Below are 18,223 nucleotides of genomic sequence, written 5' to 3'. Positions count from 1 at the left end.
AGATTTAAGTCGGGAAGGAAGAATTAACCGGAAAGGAAGAATTATCCGGAAAGGAAGAATTATCCGGAAAGGAATAATTATCCGGGAAGGAATAATTAACCGGGAAGGAATAATTAACCGGAAAGGAATAATTAACCGGAAAGGAATAATTATCCGGAAAGGAAGAATTAACCGGAAAGGAAGAATTAACCGGAAAGGAAGAATTATCCGGAAAGGAAGAATTAACCGGAAAGGAAGAATTAACCGGAAAGGAAGAATTAACCGGAAAGGAAGAATTATCCGGAAAGGAAGAATTATCCGGGAAGGAATAATTAACCGGGAAGGAATAATTAACCGGGAAATTTTTTCCTTAAATACTAATTAATATGCTTGCTCATCACTCATTCAGGAATCAATTGAAAGAAGAATTATATAAGAAATTGATAAGAAAATCCGTTGAAAAATGATCTGTTGAAATCATTGGAAGATAACCAGTTCGTTAAATGATTGATTTAATATCAAAATCATTACTAATTTAATTGGGAATCAGTTGAAATCAGTGAAAAAGAATCAGTTCGTTAATGGTTGATTGAACATTTAAGTCATCACTAATCAGGAATCCCTCGAATAAATCCGTGGAAATGTGAATCATTTTAATGAAGCTTAGTTAAAAATGCTAGGCCCATTAGGAAGTTTGATGGGAATATAGGCAGAAATCAGCTAAAAGGGAATTGACCCTAAGTATGCCTTATACCTGGGATAAGAGGCTTTAGTAGGCTCTGTGGATATATCTAAAATCTGCGGGTCAGTAAAAGGTCTGCGGGTTGGTAAAGGATCTGTGGATTGCTATAAGGCAGAAGGGTATATCCGACCCTGAAAGCATTGATTGAGTTCATGCTCAAAGCTTTCGGTTGGATTACAAAGGGTTCCCTTATTTCAGTAGAGGGTTTTGGGACATTTCTATAAGGAAACAAATATATATTATAGGTGATATTGTTCCGTTCATAACTGTTTGCTGAGATATTTCATCCTGGGAAAGGGTCTTCTTGAGGGCGGATTCTAGTGGTGGCTGATTCTGGGGCGGGTTTCATTTACTTATCTAATATATGTCCAACGTTATATCAAACACATCATCATTTCAAGTTCTTCCCTGAAACCGTTTTAGGTGGTTTTGGGTTCACAATATCAAAGGAATCAAATCAGAGGTTTAACATATGACTGAAATAGGAATAGTTGCAGTCGGCGGCTACAATGAAATGGGCCGCAACATGACTGCCATAATTGTAGGTGAAGATATCATCATTCTGGATATGGGGCTCAGGCTTGACCGGGTTCAGATCCACGAGGATGTTGAAATTGACAAGATGCATTCCCTCGAACTGATCGAGATGGGAGCAATCCCTGACGATACTATCATGAAGGAGATCAACGGGACTGTCCGGGCTATCGTCTGTACTCACGGGCACCTTGACCATGTAGGTGCAATCTCGAAGCTCGCTCACAGGTACAAGGCCCCTATCATTGCTACCCCCTATACCACTCTTATCATCAAGCAGCAGATTGAGTCCGAAAGGAAGTTTGAGGTCTGCAACAGGGTGATCCCCCTGAAAGCAGGAGGCACCTATAAGGTCACGGAAGACATCGATATCGAATTCATCCGGGTCCAGCACAGTATCATAGACTGTGTCCTTGCAGCCATCCACACTCCGGCAGGGGCAATCCTTTATGCCTGCGATTTCAAACTGGACCGGACTCCTACCATGGGAGAGGCTCCGGACTTTGAGCGCCTGAAATCCCTCGGAAAGGAAGGGGTTATCGCAATGATTGCTGAGAGCACGAATGCCGGACGCTCCGGGAAGACTCCTTCCGAACAGATCGCAAAGGACATGGTCAGGGACGTGCTGTTCGGGACCGAGGAGGCGGATGTAGGGATGATTATCACAACCTTTGCTTCTCACATTGCCAGGCTCAAGGCGATCATCGAGGCAGCAGAAGAAATGGGCCGGATCCCTGTACTTATGGGACGTTCCATGGAGCGCTATGTAACAGCTGCCAGGGACGTTGGTTACCTTAAGCTTCCATCCAATGTTGAAATCTATGGACATCGAAAAGATGTTGACAGAGCTTTCAAGCGTATCATGCAGAGTGGGAAAAATAAGTATCTGCCGATCGTCACAGGGCACCAGGGCGAGCCCGGTTCCATTCTTGTGAGGGTTGCAAATGGAGATACTCCTTACACCCTCGATCCCGGGGACCGTGTCATTTTCTCTGCAAACATTATCCCGAGTCCAATGACCCAGGCCAACCGGTATGCCCTTGAAACCAAGCTCAAAATGAAGGGGGCCAGGATCTATGACGACGTTCACGTATCGGGTCACGCATACAAGGAAGATCACTGGGAGTTGCTCCGCATGGTGAATCCGGAACATGTGATCCCGGCTCACGGAAACATGGACATGCACGGGCACTACATCGAGATGGCGGAAGATGCCGGGTATGTGCTGGGAGACACCGTTCACCTTCTCAGGAACGGTGAAGTGTTATATATCGAAGAGTAATTGTATTAGGAAAACTATTCCCTTTGCTTGTGATAGTATGACGCTGATTGATGAGATCAAGAAGAGGACCGTCCATGTGGATGCCAGCATTGAGGATATGCTTCCTGTCACCCATCCGGAGGAGCTCTACAAAGCCTCCCGCTACCTCGTGGATGCCGGGGGAAAGCGCCTCCGTCCTGCGGTTCTGATCCTGGCTGCGGAAGCTGTCGGCTCCACTCTAGAGTCTGTTCTTCCTGCAGCTGTGGCCGTGGAACTCGTACATAATTTCACTCTGATCCATGATGATATCATGGACAAGGACGATGTCCGCCGCGGGATGCCTGCCGTCCATATGAAATGGGGGGAAGCCGGAGCGATCCTCGCCGGGGATACCCTCTATTCCAAAGCTTTCGAGATCCTCTCCAGAGTCGAAAACGAACCTGAAAGGATTTTAAAATGCATGGATGTCCTCTCAAGGACCTGCACGGAAATCTGTGAAGGGCAGTGGCTTGACATGGACTTTGAAAGGCGTGACCGGGTCACTGAATCCGAGTACCTTGAGATGGTCGAGAAGAAAACCTCGGTCCTCTATGCAGCCGCCGCAAAGATCGGGGGCCTCCTGGGAGGAGCTTCGGATGAAGTCGCCGAGGCTTTGTCTGAGTACGGGCGCTTGATAGGGATTGGTTTCCAGATGTATGACGATGTCCTGGACATGATCACCCCTCAGGAGGTGCTCGGAAAAGTCCGGGGAAGCGACCTGAAAGAAGGGAAGTACACTCTGATCGTTATCGATGCCTTCCGGAAAGGCGTGAAGCTGGAGGTTTTCGGGAGGGGCAGTGCCACTCAGGATGAAACCGAAAACGCCGTCAGGATCCTTTACGAATGCGGTTCGATCGATTTCGTACAGAACCTCGCAATCTCGTACATCGAAGAAGGCAAGGCAAAGCTGGATGCCCTGGAAGACTGTCCTGAAAAGGACCTCCTCCTCCAGATTGCCGACTACATGATTTCAAGAAACTATTGAAATTCAACCGTCTGAAAACTGGCGGTCCAGAGGAGATTGCGGCTGAAATATGTCGCAATGCCTCAAAGTCTTTTTTTATGTTATTTTTGCGATAGCTTTAGCCTCATTTTTTATGTTATTTTTGCGATAGCCGTAGCTCTGTTTTTTGATCTATTTCCAGGTGCTGCCAAATTGTCAGAATTTATCAGCCCGAACTTTATGGCTCCTCGTTTTTTTGTGTGCAATCTTTGTGTGCAATCCTTACAAAAACAGATGTGGTCTTGAATTGAAATTTGTCTTGTCCACGATACGTGGGGAAAGGCCAACTTTATCCGCTACGCTCCGGGGGAGGAATTTAAAAAAAAGAGAATGGCAGGATTTTCATCCTGCTGATTTTTTGAATTTTCGGATCTGATTTTTATTTATTTGTTCCTGGCTGCAAGGGTGCTCTGGGCAGCTACGAGTCTTGCGATGGGGACTCTGTAGGGGGAGCAGCTTACATAGTTCAGGCCTATTTTGTGGGCGAAGAGGATTGATTTGGGTTCGCCGCCGTGTTCTCCGCAGATCCCCATTTTGAGGTCGGGTTTGACGGAGCGGCCTTTTTCAATTCCGATCTTCATGATTTCGCCTACGCCTTCCTGGTCCAGGACTGCGAAGGGATCGTTTTCAAGAATGCCTGCTTTCTGGTAGATTGGCACGAACTTGGCCACATCGTCCCTGCTGAACCCGAAGGTGGTCTGGGTCAGGTCGTTTGTCCCGAAGGAGAAGAAATCGGCTTCCGGGGCAATCTTGTCTGCGGTGATTGCGGCTCTTGGCAGTTCGATCATGGTCCCTACTTTGTAGTCGAACTTTGTGCTTTTTTCTGCCATGACGGTATCTGCCAGTTCACAGACTTTCTGCCTTGTAAGGGCGAGCTCTTTTACATGACCCACCAGTGGGATCATGATTTCAGGGATTACTTTTACCCCTTCGACTGCCAGTTCACAGGCAGCTTCCATGATTGCCCTTACCTGCATATCGTAGATTTCCGGGTAGGTAATTCCTAGACGGCATCCCCTGTGTCCGAGCATCGGGTTGAGTTCCGTAAGGGACACAACGCGCTCGATAATCTTGTTGACTGCGGCAATCTTTTCGATGTCGCCTGCAGTTTCGTATTCCCTTAGTTTTTCATCCAGTTCTTCCTTATTCGGAAGGAACTCGTGCAGGGGCGGGTCAAGCAGCCTGACTGTAACTGGCAGACCTTCCATGCTGCGGAAGATTCCAAGGAAGTCTTCCTTCTGCATGGGGAGGAGTTTCTTGAGGGCTTTCTTCCTGGATTTTTCCTCCTCTGCCATGATCATTTCCCTGACAACGGGGATCCGGTCTTCCCCGAAGAACATGTGCTCGGTCCGGCAAAGCCCGATTCCTTCTGCGCCAAGTTCGCGGGCGAGGCTTGCATCGGTCGGGTTGTCAGCGTTTGTCCTTACGCCAAGGGTCCGGATTTCATCAGCCCATAAGAGGATGTGCTTGAGGTCGTTGTTGATCTCGGCTTCGATCAGTTCGACTTCCCCAAGGATGACGTTTCCGTTGCTTCCGTTTATGCTGATGTAGTCGTGTTCATTGATCGTGTAACCGTTTACTTTGAAAAGAGCATTTTTTGTATCGATTACAATTTCTCCGCAGCCTACTACACAGGGCTTTCCCATTCCTCTCCCTACGACTGCGGCGTGGGAAGTCATTCCTCCGCGGACGGTAAGCACTCCCTGGGCAGCTGCCATCCCACCGATGTCTTCAGGTGAGGTCTCTGTCCTGACAAGGATTGTCTTTTCACCCTTTTCAGCCATTTCTTCGGCGGCTTCGGCAGTAAACACGATTTTCCCTACTGCGGCTCCCGGGGATGCCGGAAGCCCGTTTGCGATTAATTCGAGTTTGGCTTCCGGGTCAATCCGTGGGTGCAGGAGCAGGTCAATGTGTTCGGCCTGGACCCTGGTGACTGCGGTCTCCTTATCAATAAGCCCTTCTTCTACCATGTCCTTTGCGACCTTTACTGCAGCAGCAGCGGTTCGCTTCCCGGTCCTGGTCTGGAGCATATAGAGTTTTCCTTCCTGAATAGTGAACTCTATATCCTGCATGTCAGTGAAGTGGGCTTCGAGCCTCTGGCAGATATCTACTAGCTGGCCGTAAGCGTCGGGGATTTCGTCTTTCAGGGTGTTGATGTATTTCGGAGTCCGGATCCCGGCAACCACGTCTTCGCCCTGGGCGTTGAGGAGGTATTCTCCGAAGAACTTCTTTTCCCCTGTGGACGGGTTCCTTGTGAAAGCCACTCCAGTTCCGGAGGTGTTTCCCATGTTCCCGTAAACCATTGTCTGGACGTTGACGGCAGTTCCCCATTTGTCATCAATGTTGTGAATTTTTCTGTAGGTAATAGCTCTCGGATTGTTCCATGAATCAAAAACAGCATCAATTGCCATCTGGAGCTGGACTTTTGGGTCTTGTGGGAAATCAAATCCTTTTTCAAGCTTGATTACTTCCTTGAACCTTTCTACAAGTTGCTTTAAGGCTTTTGCATCGAGTTCGGTGTCGGACTTAACTCCCAGTTCCTTTTTCTTGTCCCCTATCAGGGAGTCGAATTTCCTGAATCCTATTCCAAGCACCACGTCTCCGAACATGGCGATAAACCGTCGGTAGCAGTCGTATGCAAATCTTTCGTCGTTGATCTTTTTAGCAAGTCCGACTACGGATTTGTCCGTAAGCCCAAGGTTCAGGACGGTATCCATCATTCCTGGCATGGACACCCTTGCTCCGGAACGGACAGATACCAGAAGGGGATCTTCGGGATCTCCCAGCTTTTTTCCGTTTATGGTTTCCAGTTTGTCTACTGCTTCTTCAACCTGTTGAACCATTTCTTCCGAGTATTCATTGTTTTTTAGGTACAGTACGCAGACTTCGGCTGTTATTGTAAAGCCTGGAGGTACGGGAACCCCGAGATTAGCCATTTCTGCGAGGTTTGCACCCTTGCCTCCGAGCAGGTCTTTCATACTACTTTTGCCATCAGTTACATCCTTTCCGAAAAAATATACAAATTTGAACAATGAATCTCCTCCCTGGAACGAGATATCATTTGGAATATGACTTGGAAATAGTGTGTGGATAGCCAAATCTTCTGATTTGGTTGTTGCCAACAATGTCCATTTAATATATAAGCTTGTGGTTCGCCCCCGCCCGCATCATTTAATTTATATATTCTATTTATTTTGAAGTTATGTATAATATAGGTCTTGCGATATGTTTATATAATATCGATGTAGAGTAGGTATGCTTTTCAGTCTGCACTATATCTTCTTACATTAAGGCTGGTAGTTCGATTACTCGGGACAGGAAATAAACGGATCTGTGCCGAGATATATTCTTATTTGTGGCTAATATGAAAAGACTCGGTACCGTATTGCACAGGTCAGGTAGCAAAAACCTGGTTATTAGAGGGGATGAGTTTAAGTCCGAAAATGCATCAGGAAAAATCCCTAGGTTAAATTTGGTTGTTATGGACAAGGCACTGAATCAGATTGGCACGATAGTTAATGTTTTCGGGCCGGTGGACCATCCATATTTTTTAGTGAAAGGCTTTAAACGGATTCCTGATTCAGAATTTCGGGGACTGGTCAATGAAAGGATCTATGTTCGGTGAGATCTCTGACATTCGATGCAGATTTAAACTCTTTAGTATGGTTTAACTTTAACTGGTATATTTGCTTTCAACTGGTTTTAGTTTCTGGATTTCTTTTCCCCGGTTTTATAAAAATACTGTCATTTAATGCAGCACATAATCTGAGTTGCAGGACAGCAGGAACAACATATGGTCATGTTAAGTTGTAAGGTGATATGAAATGGTAGAAGTCGAAAGAGTTCGCTATTCGGACAATCTTGAAAGAGAAAAAATACGTGCCATGATCAAAGCTCGCAAGGAGAAGCAAAAAGAGCAAAATTTTGAGAAGGAAAAGGCCGTGTGTCCGGAATGCGGAAGCAGGAACCTGGTGCACGATTATGAGAGGGCTGAGCTCGTGTGCGGGGACTGCGGACTGGTCATTGACGCCGACTTTGTAGATGAAGGTCCCGAATGGCGAGCTTTCGATCACGATCAGCGCATGAAGCGTTCCCGTGTGGGAGCGCCCATGACCTATACAATCCACGACAAAGGGCTTTCCACGATGATTGACTGGAGGAACAGGGACTCCTACGGAAAGTCTATCTCCTCCAAAAACCGTGCTCAACTCTATCGTTTAAGAAAATGGCAGCGTAGAATCCGTGTAAGCAACGCAACTGAAAGAAACCTTGCTTTTGCTTTATCAGAACTGGACAGGATGGCTTCAGCTCTCGGTCTTCCGAGGACTGTCCGGGAAACCGCGGCCGTGGTCTACAGGAAAGCTGTGGACAAGAACCTTATCCGTGGAAGGAGTATTGAAGGTGTGGCAGCAGCAGCCCTTTACGCGGCTTGCCGCCAGTGCAGCGTCCCGAGGACCCTTGACGAGATCGAAGAGGTGTCCAGGGTAAGCAGGAAGGAAATCGGAAGGACATACCGCTTCATTTCAAGGGAACTTGCCCTGAAGCTCATGCCTACTTCCCCGATCGACTACGTGCCCAGGTTCTGTTCCGGGCTCAACCTGAAAGGAGAAGTCCAGTCCAAGAGCGTTGAGATTTTAAGGCAGGCTTCCGAAAAGGAACTCACAAGCGGAAGAGGGCCCACAGGCGTTGCAGCAGCTGCAATCTATATCGCGTCCATTCTCTGCGGCGAGCGCAGAACCCAGCGGGAAGTTGCGGATGTAGCAGGGGTAACGGAAGTTACCATCAGGAACAGGTATAAGGAGCTTGCAGAAGAGCTGGATATTGAAATTATCCTCTAAGGTTCTTCTCCATTTTTTCTTTTATCAATTTTTTCGTTCTTGATCCTTGTCTTGCTTAATTTTTCAAATGTTTTTTCATTCACTTTATAATCAATGTTCTATAGTTATGCGTATCGAAGTATTTTTAATTAAGTATATATTTATAAAAGGTTTTTAGATCACGATGTTGGCTCTTGAAATTTCCAAGGCAATTCTCCTGGGTTTCACTGTTGGGCTTACCGGCGCCCTTGTCCCGGGACCCATGCTTTTTGCAACCATCGAGACTTCTCTTAAAAAAGGATGGATCGCAGGCCCGGAAGTGGTGCTCGGGCACATGCTTATCGAGCTTGTGCTTTGCGTCCTTATCCTCTTCGGGGCGGCATCTTTTGTCGGGATCGGTACGATTTCTGCGGTATCCCTTCTCGGGGGGCTTGCGCTTGTGGGCTTTGGCCTGCTTACGGTAAAAGACGCAAAAGCAGTTTCCTCCGTAGGGATGGCTTCTGGAACTTCCGGTATGAACCTGACCTCCAGCCCCCCGGCTGCAGGGTTGATCACCTCCGCTTCAAACCCTTATTTTTGGATCTGGTGGCTGACTGCAGGCAGTGCCCTGGTGCTTCAGGAATACCGGATGGGAATTGTTATTGCAGTTGCCTACGTGCTCGGGCACTGGCTGGCAGACCTGGGCTGGTTTACTGCTGTTTCTGCCTCTTTCAGCCGTGGAAATACTTTGCTTTCCCGGAAAGCACATGAAAATATTCTCTATGCCTGCGGGATATTTTTAGTGATCTTCGGGCTTTATTTCATGCTTAACTATAACAATCCCGTCCAGCTTGCGTAACTCGGGGATTTTTCATCCTTTTCTTTTTTCTCTGCCCTTCCCCTTCTTTCCCTCTTTTTCCATTTTTTTCTCTTTTTTCCTCTCTCTGCTCTCTTTTTCTTTTCAATGTAACCCTTTCTTTTTCCTATTCCCCTTCGTTTTCCATCTTTCCACTTTTTGTTCTCCGGCAGGGTGCTTCGAGAAACTTTAATAACAAAAAGGCTACTTTAGAGGTCCGGAAGGTCGAAGTCCATGAAAAGGCAGTGCATAAAAGTCCCTAAAAAGGAAGGAGAACCAACGCGGAGGGTTCTACTTGAACTTGAAATTCTGGATCATTCCGCAAAGATCGCTTCGGACGAAACGTATCTTTATCTCCCAATTATCCGGGAACTCCCCCCTGTGGAACTGAAAGAGCTCCCTGAAGTTGCGGAAATTGTGGTTTACGAGTTTGAGGGGCAGGATGTAAAGCCCACACCAGAGGGTCTTCTGGGTTTTTCTCCCGGCTACGAGGTAATTGGCGACATTGCCCTCCTGGAAGACGAGGCTCCGGACCCGGAAACTGCCTTAAAAATTGCCGATGCCCTGCTCCGGACTCAGCCGAATGTAAAAACCGTATTAAAACCCCTAACTCCTGTGATCGGGGAGTTCAGGGTCCGGGAATTCGAGGTGGTGGCGGGAGAACCAAGGACCGAGACGATCCATAAGGAATACGGCTGCCGCTACAAAATCGACCTTGCAAAAGCTTATTTTACTCCTCGCCTGTCCACCGAACGTTCGAGGATTCTTACCTGGGTAAAGGAAGGTGAAACGGTTGTGGACATGTTCACAGGCGTTGGCCCTTACAGTGTCCTTATTGCAAAGAAAGCCAGGCCCGTAAAAGTGGTCGCAATCGATAAAAACCCGGAAGCTGTCCGCTTACTGAGAGAAAACATCTCCCTTAATTCGGTTAAAAACATCGAAGCAATCGAAGGCGATGCCCGGGAAGAAGCCGAAAAGTTTGCAGGCACTGCCGACCACGTAATAATGAACCTCCCTCACAGCGCCCACGAGTTTCTTGACTCTGCTATCCTCCTTACAAAACCCGGAGGAATAATCCACTACTACGGAATGACGCCCGAGGACGACCTGTTCGAAGGTTCAATAAAAATGATCCGAGAAGCTGCAGAAAGGGCAGGCAGGAATATCGAAGTGCTTGAAGAGAAAACTGTCCGCTCGTATGCTCCCCATCAGTATAATATATGTATCGAGGTCCGGATTCTCTGAAATAACTATCAAAATCGGATTGTATATATAAGATTGGAACAAAAACCGGATTGTATAGATAGGAATAATTCAGGAGTGCGATTTATATGTCAACCTTTACTTATGTGATGATAGGAATAGCTACCGTTTTAACTCTTATCTTTATCTGGTATTATCTCAAATATTTCAAGAAAATTTAATTGTTTCCTCTTTTTCTGAAAAAACCTTTTTTATAGTTTGAGATGCCCCTCACAAGCGAAATAGTTAAATCCTTGACCGCTATTTTAGATCTGCTTATCTTTTATCTATGTGCCGTCGTGGCTTAGCGGTATAGCGGCTGATTCGTAATCAGCAGGCCGAGGGTTCGAGTCCCTCCGGCGGCTTCGTCCTGTCAGTTCAAAGCCTTACTTTCACTTCGCTTGGATTTTGCATATATAATGTGGCTTCCAAGAGGTAGGTACATATGAGCATTTATGAGACTGATAGGGCTTTAACTGCGGTGGAAAAGCGGATTAAGGAAGGAAAGTACTGCAAGGACAACAAAAAGCTGTTTTTTAAATTCGAGAATTACCTTTTTGCCAACGGGCTATCCAATGTTCGGGTCTTGAAATACCTGTCACATCTTAATGTCATTGCAGGGTGGACGGATACTAAGTTTTCCTCTATGGAACTTGAAGATATTCAGTCTATTGTTGCAAGGATTGAACGTTCGGATTGGGCTGAATGGACCAAGCACGATTATAAGCTTGCTGTAAAGCGTTTTTTCACATGGCTTGGTATGGAGGATAAAATCAAATGGATTAAAACTTCCATGAAGAAAAATTCCTCCAAGTTGCCTGAAGAACTGCTTTCAGAAGCCGAAATTAAGCAGATGATTGAGGCTGCCGAACATCCTAGGGACAAAGCAATTATAGCGGTTCTCTATGACACAGGGGCGCGTATAGGGGAAATGGGATCCCTTAAGCTTAAACATGTTGTTTTTGACCAGTATGGGGCTATTCTGATTGTAAGCGGAAAAACCGGCATGAGACGTGTACGGATTATATTCTCTGTCCCTTACCTTGCAGCGTGGCTTGATATTCACTCACATAAGGACAATCCGGATGCTCACTTATGGATAATGATCCGGGGGAGAAAAAGCGGTCAACAGCTTCAGTACGCAGCCTTCCGCAAACTCATAAAAACCGTGGCTAAAAAAGCGGGCATCAAAAAAAGGGTCTATAATCATCTGTTCCGACATTCAAGGAGTACGGAACTGGCACAGCATCTTACCGAGTCTCAGCTCGAAGAACATTTAGGTTGGGTACCCGGCTCAGAGATGCCACGGATCTATGTTCACCTTTCCGGAAAGCAGATCGATGACGCATTACTGAGGATCTATGGCATTAAAAAGGAAGAGTCCATGATTCCGGAACTTACAAGCAAAAAATGCCCTCGTTGTGAGAAGGTTAACGGTCCTACCTCAAAGTTCTGTTCACGTTGTGGAATGGCGATGGATTTTGATTCTCTCAAGAAGGTTCAGGAATATGAACAAGGCTTGCCAAAAATCTGGAAGCTATTTCTAAAAAGCGACGAAGCCATAGAAGCACTTGAGAACGCGAATACCAATTAATTTTTTGGAAGGGCACTCCCCAATAAAAATAGCTCGGATTGCATAAAGGAAGTCGGCAGTCAACTACCCCTCCCGGTCTCCTTCGGAGCCGAGGAAGGGGCTTGAATATCCCTGATTATTCTCTCAGATCATTTTATTCGTATGGATGGTTGACAAGCACCCCTGAGACTCCACGCTATACCTGAAATCCCGTGTTCTATGCTCAATGTTTCTAGCGGCGTTCAGGTCTGCATTCATCTCGAAACCACAGGCTCCGCACCGGAACCTCAACCCTTTCCTGTTATTTTTAGAAATATGGTTGCACCGGGAACAGGTCTGGGAAGTGTATTCAGGATTAATATATTCTACGAGAATTCCAACCTGTTTTGCTTTATACTCAATGAAGGTTTGCAGTTGCCGAAAAGCCCAACTGCTGTGGGTATAACGCTGTTTTTTCCGGACCCTGTACTGAGTCCTGTCCCGAATTCCTGTCAAGTCTTCCAAACCAATAACGGAAACATTGTTTTCAAGCGCAAATTCAACAATTTTTTTGGAGATGCAGTGGTTAACATCTTTCATTAGACGTTTCTCTTTACCGGAAAGCCGCTTCATAACTCGTTTTGCCGATAAAGTTCCCTTAGACTGTAACCTTGCTCTCATTTTCTTGTACGTGTTCCGGAGGTTCTTAAGCTCTCCACCCGCAAAAAACTCGCATTTCTTGTCAGTGGTAGAGGCAACTGCAAGGTAATTTATCCCAACGTCAACCCCCATAAGAGTAGACGCTTCGGTAATGTTTACGTCCTAAACTTCCTTGGAAACCGTGAGATGGAAATAGTAATCACCGTCATCGTGCCTTACAACCTTCGAGGCTCCGAATTTCCAGGGGTTTTCGAAATACTGTTTAGCATAAGCGTAGTTCTGAATACTGTACTGTTTTCTCCCGGAACTGAACGTTGTTATGCTTACTGAATTTTCTGTGATGGTATAATCCCGTTTATAGGATAGGGTCATATCCCCATGCACCCTCAACCATTCGTATCTGTTCATGTATACCTGGACTCATGTTGATAACTCCGTTTAGCACTACAGGACAAATCAGAAGCCCTTCTAAATTCCGTGTGGGGCGGGGGATCAGTCTGTATTACTTTGAGCTTTGTTTCAGGTCCATTTTCAGTTCCAGTTTTGACCCGCTTTTTCTTCAACAGAGAACTGGAGTACAGGGCATTACTGTCCTTCCTATGGGAAGCACGAAACTTTGTAACAGGGCTTTTGACCCCTTTGAATATCCAGTTCCCCTGCTTTTCCTTTTTTTTATGGGTTGCCCGGATCTCCCGGGAGGCGGTCCAATACTGTACACCCGTGAGCCAGTAATCCATTCCGAATAATGGAGACATCGATTTTTCGAGATACTCCGACAAGAAGGTTTTTGGATCCTGATTAGCGGCTTCTAGAGGGCAACTTCGGGACCAGGTCCAGCCGTCAGAAGTCCGGCGGATTGCGTGGATGTCCATTACATAGCCGCCGCCATATTTGGTCCAGAAAAACTGGATTTTTTTCTTTGTTTCAAGCCAGTTTATACCAAAGAAAACGACGTGAAAATGTAACCTTCCGTTTTCCTGAAATTCCCTTATGCAGATCCAGGGGACTTTTTTAGGGAACCAGGTATTTATGAGGGAGCGGAGACGATCCCAAGCCTTCCGCATTTCATAATTGCAATGCCACAGGGATTTATGCTTTTTAGGATCGGCTGTGAGAGTCAGGAAAACCCCTATGAGATACCGTTTTGAGGCATTTGACCAGGTTCCCCTGTAGCCCTCTACAATCTTAAGCTGCCTCTTTTTTGAAGTGAACCTGGTAGCATATGGTAAATATACATTTTCGCTGGAAAATACAGGATCTCCATCCGTTGAACGGGTATATGTGATTTTTTCCTTTGAGACACGGTTGATGTAGTTCCAAAACAATTTTATGTTTTCCTCTTTTATATTATTAGTTTTAATAAATTTTCCTGTTTTTTTATCAGTATATCCATAACCCTTGCAGCGGGTGGTTTTTAAGATTGCTTCCATCCTCTCAGGACTGGCACGTTTTACCCCAGGTATTGAATGATGCCTTCCGATTACGAGTTTGGTTTTTTTCGAATTTTGCTTATCTAAGATCAAGTCTAGTTTGTTTTGGGGGTTTGCTTGAATCCAGAGGATTGAATTTTCTTTTCTCATAAAAAAATGAGATCTTGCCTTTTTAGTCTGGAAATAATTATAGACTTGCAGATATCCTTTTTTTCCATCCAGACCGAGATTCTGGGTTATTTGCTTCATTGAGAGAGGTTTTTCTGATGTTTCCGCCCAGATATCAGAGATCTGGGCCTTGGTAAGTCCTGCCATAGATCTCCTGAGGAATAGTAGATAGCTTGGTTTCAAAATAGTCGGCGAGGACTCATGTCCACTTCACAAGGGTTTGGAGTGCTCTGCGGTTCAGATAGATCTTTCAGGGAAGGCCCGCGCAGCTTCCAGTAGGCCCATTGATACCCGCACTTTGGACATGTGAGGTATACCCACTGGGGATGTGAGAAGCCTGCCAGGGTCTCCCCACAGTCATGGTCATAAGTTTTCACCTCTCCAGAAACGAGCGACTTCCCACAATCGCATTTTTTACGGTTTGCTACCCGTGCCCTGCGGGAGATCTCTGCCAGGGTCTCAGAGGCAATAATAGGGTCAGAAATAGAGCAGGGGAGGGGATAATCTTGTCTTTTTTCTACATGTTGTTGAATCTTTTTCCAGCATTCCGGGCCGTACCCTCTCTCTTGACTCAGGGGGTTTTTGAGGGGGCGATTGCATCGGAGGCAAACTTTCGATACCATCAAACCGTCTCCTGCATATCCCTTCCTCCACGTCGAGGAATCATGGGAAAATCCCCTTTACCCACTTTCCAACTTTGTACACGTTCTGGTAAAACTCCTCTTCTTCAAAAAAAGGAGCAGCGGGGTAGTGGTAATTATAAGCAACCATCGCAGCTCGCACTGCTTTCCGTTCGGTTTCGGAAAGACCCTCAAATGTGCGTGGATGCAGCCCAGATTTAAAGCGGGACGTCAGGACCACCTCCCTGCATTTTTATGACATCATTGGGGTCTACTAAAGGGAAAATAGAGCCGGTTTCAGAAGGTCCCTGCGAGGATGGAGCAGCAGAACCAGAGCGATCGACGAAGTCGAAAGGGGGCAAGGTCCTGAGATGGACGCGGGGCATACGTGTCCTATGTACATGTCTGCACATCCCGGCAAAAAATAAATATAAAATAAAGGCGTTTTTGAAATTTGGAGTGATTTTTGATTCGTAGGGTGGGCGCCCGCGGGTTAATTTTTCACTCCTCATTACTGTTCCTGTTTTTTCGTGAAACGGTTTCGTCTCCATCTTTCATCTCCTTTTGTGTTTTTTGGGACATTTTAAGTACTTGCCGAACGGTATCAACCGCGATTTTCATGGTCGGGTTAGATATCGCGAAGTTGGAATAAATGTCGTCTGGCATTTCTGCAAACTTATGGACGAGAGGATGATTTCGGAATTCCTCAAGTGTAACTTTTTCGGAACTCATTTTTCTTTCAATCCTTTATTTCATAAACCACAGTAAACAAAATTCTCGAAGTCGGCTTCGTCAGCATTCTCTAGATTGACACTTCTCGGGGCATAATACCCGTGGAAAGGTCAGTATAATGCTTTCAGCAGTCATTATAGAGCTAGAAAAGGTGATTATCATGAGCAACTCCCTTAAATTATATAAAAATTGCGTTTTTGAATTGTTGTAATTTACTTATTGGTTCCCAATTATATTTATATTGTTAATTTTTTGAAGGGAAATCATCGGAAAAGTCTGGAATTTATAATTAACAACACACATTCATCGAACTTCAACTCCAAAAATCACCATCGTACATACTTGTTAAATTTATAAGACATCCTAATATGGACAAAATTTTGGGTAATTATGGACTTTCCCGACACTCTCTAAAAAAGATCCCTACTCGAACTTTGTCTACTCTTTAAATTTAGGGGTAAGGACTCGTCACGTAATAAACTCTGCATGGTTCCGAATGCACATCTTGATTTTCAAGTCCATATTCCACAGTATTTGTATGAAAATCAACAATTTTCACGAGAACGTTTTTACAACATTCGAAAATAAGAAGAATCTGCATAGAATCCCGTGAAAATTGCATGCTATTGTTTTTAGATGCCTATATTCGCTATATATCCGCTTTGAATCCCCTCGAACAGTCCAATAAAATTTTATTATATCAAAATCGATAGCAGGTAAAACGTGAAAAATAGAGAAACTTTGTGCGGGTAGTGGGTTCAAGAAATGATGTAATTAATTCATAAATTCTTATTTGAAAAAATACCACTAATTTTTTATGTTGGAAATGTTAATCTAATACAGGATTTTGGTGTAATCTTATGACAATTCAATATAAAAAAGAAAAGATTAGCTCAACTATAAGCCCTTATTTAAAAAATCGAATAGATGAGTTCGTAGATTCTGGAGAGTTTAGTAGTGTTTCAGATTTTGTAAATACAGCAATAGCTGAGTTTATTGCGAAGTATGATGAGAGGGTTAGTAGAGAAATTCAACAAAGTGAAACAAAACTCCCTGAAATAATGCTCAATGCTATTTTACAAACTGGAGAAGGTAGAGAACTTTTGGCTTCTTTGTGTAAAGCAGATTTGTGAAAAAGCAAGAAAAATCTAAAAAAGTGATATTAAAGTAATTATTATTCCTTTTATTCTGCCTTTTTTCATGATTTTTATGAAATGTTAATCTAACTACAGGATTTTGGTGTAATCTTATGGCAATTCAATATAAAAAAGAAAAGATTAGCTCAACTATAAGCCCTTATTTAAAAAATCGAATAGATGAGTTCGTAGATTCTGGAGAGTTTAGTAGTGTTTCAGATTTTGTAAATACAGCAATAGCTGAGTTTATTGCAAAGTATGATGAGAGGGTTAGTAGAGAAATTCAACAAAGTGAAACTAAACTCCCCGAAATAATGCTCAATGCTATTTTACAAACTGAAGAAGGTAAAGAACTTTTGGCTTCTTTGTGTAAAGCAGATTTTGTGAAAAAACAAGAAAAATCTAAAAATCCTATGAATCAAACCGAAATCCTCAAACAAACTGAGTGAGTAACTCACAAACTAAGGCTCCAAAAATTCCAGATTTATCGGCACAAAAAACGATTCTAGAAATTCTACACTGTACAAAAAAATAAATCATATCTTCAAGCGTTAAACGTTTTAGTTTGGTAGAATCTTAAATCCAAAAAAATATCTCAGAAAGCTTTCCTACAAAGCCACTTTTCCCTCACCCACCTCACACCCTTCAAATCACTCCGTCCACCCGGCCAATCTTCTCTTAATCTCCCCCTTCTCTTCCTTCGTGAAAGCCAGCCCCTGATAATGCCGCATAGAAGTAAGCGGATCATGCCCCATTCGTGAGCAAGATCCACTAAAACAAGGATTGAAACCAATTTCCTGTTCGATCTTAGTAATATCGTTTGTAAATTCGTGAGCAAGATCCACTAAAACAAGGATTGAAACATACCCCCCACTGCTCAAGCGTCGGAACGTTCATAGCATTCGTGAGCAAGATCCACTAAAACAAGGATTGAAACTTAGATCAGCTACGGTTTTCATGTTCTGTCAACTCCATTCGTGAGCAAGATCCACTAAAACAAGGATTGAAACTCAGTTTCCCTGACCATCTCCCTTCGCTTCTGCCGTGATTCGTGAGCAAGATCCACTAAAACAAGGATTGAAACGTACTACATTTGCCCTATTAGTTAATGCCTTACTCAAATTCGTGAGCAAGATCCACTAAAACAAGGATTGAAACCGAAGCAAGGAAAGAGGCAATAAATGAAATCTTACGAATTCGTGAGCAAGATCCACTAAAACAAGGATTGAAACAAACACCTCCTTATCATACTCAATTCCAACTCTCTCCATTCGTGAGCAAGATCCACTAAAACAAGGATTGAAACTTTCTTCATATCGGTGTCTACTACTCCAACTTCAAGTTGCAAAACAGCTTCCAGCAAAAAAGGATTGAAACTTTTTTGTTTCCATTGGAAACAATGGGGCGGGGGTGATTCGTGATCATGACCCACTAAAACAGGGATTTCACTACAAAAGAACAAGAGATTTTACA

15 protein-coding genes, 1 tRNA gene and 1 CRISPR repeat array are annotated in these 18,223 nt (G+C 44.6%); of the genes, 10 read left to right on the top strand and 6 right to left on the bottom strand.

Annotation, left to right across the window (positions count from 1 at the left end; genetic code table 11):
* The first annotated feature begins 1,193 nt into the window (after window positions 1–1,193).
* Together MSMTP_RS15685 and MSMTP_RS15680 are read left to right on the top strand one after the other, a co-directional pair.
* On the top strand, window positions 1,194–2,537 hold the full coding sequence (locus MSMTP_RS15685) for an RNase J family beta-CASP ribonuclease (RefSeq protein ID WP_048181348.1): 1,344 nt from the start codon (window positions 1,194–1,196) through the stop codon (window positions 2,535–2,537).
* 37 nt (window positions 2,538–2,574) lie between these two features.
* Window positions 2,575–3,540: a polyprenyl synthetase family protein gene (locus MSMTP_RS15680; protein WP_048181346.1), complete on the top strand. Its 966-nt coding sequence runs from the start codon at window positions 2,575–2,577 to the stop codon at window positions 3,538–3,540.
* A 401-nt stretch (window positions 3,541–3,941) separates the two neighbouring features.
* Here the strand turns inward: MSMTP_RS15680 and ppdK are convergent, their stop codons facing one another.
* Window positions 3,942–6,536, bottom strand: coding sequence for a pyruvate, phosphate dikinase (gene ppdK, locus MSMTP_RS15675; RefSeq protein WP_369799650.1), 2,595 nt, complete (start codon window positions 6,534–6,536; stop codon window positions 3,942–3,944).
* Between the two features lie 386 nt (window positions 6,537–6,922).
* Here ppdK and MSMTP_RS15670 point away from each other — a divergent pair, with 386 nt between their 5' ends.
* The 6 genes from MSMTP_RS15670 to MSMTP_RS15645 all read left to right on the top strand — a co-directional run bounded on the left by MSMTP_RS15670 (window position 6,923) and on the right by MSMTP_RS15645 (window position 12,046).
* Window positions 6,923–7,183, top strand: a complete 261-nt coding sequence (locus MSMTP_RS15670; RefSeq protein WP_048183813.1) for an H/ACA ribonucleoprotein complex subunit GAR1 — start codon at window positions 6,923–6,925, stop codon at window positions 7,181–7,183.
* A 199-nt stretch (window positions 7,184–7,382) separates the two neighbouring features.
* Window positions 7,383–8,396: a transcription initiation factor IIB gene (locus MSMTP_RS15665; protein ID WP_048181342.1), complete on the top strand. Its 1,014-nt coding sequence runs from the start codon at window positions 7,383–7,385 to the stop codon at window positions 8,394–8,396.
* 163 nt (window positions 8,397–8,559) lie between these two features.
* Window positions 8,560–9,213, top strand: a complete 654-nt coding sequence (locus MSMTP_RS15660; protein WP_048181340.1) for a LysE family transporter — start codon at window positions 8,560–8,562, stop codon at window positions 9,211–9,213.
* 231 nt (window positions 9,214–9,444) lie between these two features.
* Window positions 9,445–10,455 (top strand): class I SAM-dependent methyltransferase family protein, encoded by a 1,011-nt coding sequence (locus tag MSMTP_RS15655; protein ID WP_048181337.1) that lies wholly within the window; start codon window positions 9,445–9,447, stop codon window positions 10,453–10,455.
* A gap of 290 nt (window positions 10,456–10,745) precedes the next feature.
* Window positions 10,746–10,817 (top strand) — tRNA-Thr (locus MSMTP_RS15650).
* 80 nt (window positions 10,818–10,897) lie between these two features.
* Complete coding sequence (locus MSMTP_RS15645; RefSeq protein WP_052718433.1) at window positions 10,898–12,046, top strand: site-specific integrase; 1,149 nt, start codon at window positions 10,898–10,900, stop codon at window positions 12,044–12,046.
* Window positions 12,047–12,169: 123 nt separating this feature from the next.
* Here MSMTP_RS15645 and MSMTP_RS15640 read toward each other — a convergent pair whose 3' ends face one another.
* From MSMTP_RS15640 to MSMTP_RS15625, 5 genes are all read right to left on the bottom strand, one after another.
* Window positions 12,170–12,796, bottom strand: a complete 627-nt coding sequence (locus tag MSMTP_RS15640; protein ID WP_231582823.1) for a transposase — start codon at window positions 12,794–12,796, stop codon at window positions 12,170–12,172.
* 30 nt (window positions 12,797–12,826) lie between these two features.
* Complete coding sequence (locus MSMTP_RS20090; protein WP_231582822.1) at window positions 12,827–13,072, bottom strand: hypothetical protein; 246 nt, start codon at window positions 13,070–13,072, stop codon at window positions 12,827–12,829.
* Complete coding sequence (locus MSMTP_RS15635) at window positions 13,069–14,409, bottom strand: hypothetical protein (protein ID WP_048181335.1); 1,341 nt, start codon at window positions 14,407–14,409, stop codon at window positions 13,069–13,071. The genes MSMTP_RS20090 and MSMTP_RS15635 overlap by 4 nt, the downstream gene beginning before the upstream one ends.
* 32 nt (window positions 14,410–14,441) lie before the next feature.
* Window positions 14,442–14,885 (bottom strand): DUF6011 domain-containing protein, encoded by a 444-nt coding sequence (locus tag MSMTP_RS15630; protein ID WP_048181333.1) that lies wholly within the window; start codon window positions 14,883–14,885, stop codon window positions 14,442–14,444.
* 498 nt (window positions 14,886–15,383) lie between these two features.
* Window positions 15,384–15,614, bottom strand: coding sequence for a hypothetical protein (locus MSMTP_RS15625; RefSeq protein ID WP_048181331.1), 231 nt, complete (start codon window positions 15,612–15,614; stop codon window positions 15,384–15,386).
* Window positions 15,615–16,474: 860 nt separating this feature from the next.
* On the opposite strand from MSMTP_RS15625, the gene MSMTP_RS15620 reads away from it, so the two are divergent.
* Both MSMTP_RS15620 and MSMTP_RS15615 read left to right on the top strand, forming a co-directional pair.
* Complete coding sequence (locus MSMTP_RS15620; RefSeq protein WP_048181329.1) at window positions 16,475–16,747, top strand: ribbon-helix-helix domain-containing protein; 273 nt, start codon at window positions 16,475–16,477, stop codon at window positions 16,745–16,747.
* A gap of 116 nt (window positions 16,748–16,863) precedes the next feature.
* A complete protein-coding gene (locus MSMTP_RS15615) occupies window positions 16,864–17,199 on the top strand; it encodes a ribbon-helix-helix domain-containing protein (protein ID WP_048181327.1) in 336 nt (111 codons plus the stop codon).
* Window positions 17,200–17,503: 304 nt separating this feature from the next.
* Window positions 17,504–18,127: a CRISPR direct-repeat array (repeat unit 37 nt; unit sequence ATTCGTGAGCAAGATCCACTAAAACAAGGATTGAAAC).
* Window positions 18,128–18,223 lie beyond the last annotated feature (96 nt).

The organism is Methanosarcina sp. MTP4 (assembly GCF_000970045.1).
Lineage (GTDB): Archaea > Halobacteriota > Methanosarcinia > Methanosarcinales > Methanosarcinaceae > MTP4.
This window is presented reverse-complemented; position numbering and strand designations above follow the sequence as displayed.

Excerpts from the sequence above, each read along its gene's own strand:
- MSMTP_RS15685 (WP_048181348.1), top strand. The coding sequence starts at position 1,194 with ATGACTGAAATAGGAATAGTTGCAGTCGGCGGCTACAATGAAATGGGC.
- MSMTP_RS15680 (WP_048181346.1), top strand. The coding sequence starts at position 2,575 with ATGACGCTGATTGATGAGATCAAGAAGAGGACCGTCCATGTGGATGCC.
- ppdK (WP_369799650.1), bottom strand. The coding sequence starts at position 6,536 with ATGAAAGACCTGCTCGGAGGCAAGGGTGCAAACCTCGCAGAAATGGCT.
- MSMTP_RS15670 (WP_048183813.1), top strand. The coding sequence starts at position 6,923 with ATGAAAAGACTCGGTACCGTATTGCACAGGTCAGGTAGCAAAAACCTG.
- MSMTP_RS15665 (WP_048181342.1), top strand. The coding sequence starts at position 7,383 with ATGGTAGAAGTCGAAAGAGTTCGCTATTCGGACAATCTTGAAAGAGAA.
- MSMTP_RS15660 (WP_048181340.1), top strand. The coding sequence starts at position 8,560 with ATGTTGGCTCTTGAAATTTCCAAGGCAATTCTCCTGGGTTTCACTGTT.
- MSMTP_RS15655 (WP_048181337.1), top strand. The coding sequence starts at position 9,445 with ATGAAAAGGCAGTGCATAAAAGTCCCTAAAAAGGAAGGAGAACCAACG.
- MSMTP_RS15645 (WP_052718433.1), top strand. The coding sequence starts at position 10,898 with ATGAGCATTTATGAGACTGATAGGGCTTTAACTGCGGTGGAAAAGCGG.
- MSMTP_RS15640 (WP_231582823.1), bottom strand. The coding sequence starts at position 12,796 with ATGGGGGTTGACGTTGGGATAAATTACCTTGCAGTTGCCTCTACCACT.
- MSMTP_RS20090 (WP_231582822.1), bottom strand. The coding sequence starts at position 13,072 with ATGAACAGATACGAATGGTTGAGGGTGCATGGGGATATGACCCTATCC.
- MSMTP_RS15635 (WP_048181335.1), bottom strand. The coding sequence starts at position 14,409 with ATGGCAGGACTTACCAAGGCCCAGATCTCTGATATCTGGGCGGAAACA.
- MSMTP_RS15630 (WP_048181333.1), bottom strand. The coding sequence starts at position 14,885 with ATGGTATCGAAAGTTTGCCTCCGATGCAATCGCCCCCTCAAAAACCCC.
- MSMTP_RS15625 (WP_048181331.1), bottom strand. The coding sequence starts at position 15,614 with ATGAGTTCCGAAAAAGTTACACTTGAGGAATTCCGAAATCATCCTCTC.
- MSMTP_RS15620 (WP_048181329.1), top strand. The coding sequence starts at position 16,475 with ATGACAATTCAATATAAAAAAGAAAAGATTAGCTCAACTATAAGCCCT.
- MSMTP_RS15615 (WP_048181327.1), top strand. The coding sequence starts at position 16,864 with ATGGCAATTCAATATAAAAAAGAAAAGATTAGCTCAACTATAAGCCCT.